1 protein-coding gene is annotated in these 234 nt (G+C 59.4%); it reads left to right on the top strand.

The features are described 5' to 3' along the window. Window positions 1–234 (top strand): efflux RND transporter permease subunit (locus tag Q4563_RS22770; protein ID WP_303606166.1); only part of this gene is annotated, 234 nt, incomplete at both ends.

Genomic DNA, 234 nt, shown 5'->3' with positions numbered 1-234 from the left:
ATATTACCGTCGACTTTGCCGATGGCACCGATATTTACTGGGCACGCCAGCAGGTATCCGAACGCCTGGCCGCTGTCTGGCCTGAGCTGCCAGCCGACATCAGTGGCGGAATTGCCCCCATGAGCACCCCATTGGGCGAACTGTATATGTTTACCCTCGACGGGCCACAGTCGCTGGCCGAAAAACGCCGTATTCTCGACTGGCAAATCCGGCCCTTGTTGCGCACGGTACCCG

It is taken from the genome of Gilvimarinus sp. 1_MG-2023, assembly GCF_030548285.1.
The sequence above is the reverse complement of the archived record's forward strand: the minus strand, read 5'-3'. Positions and strand labels throughout refer to the sequence as shown.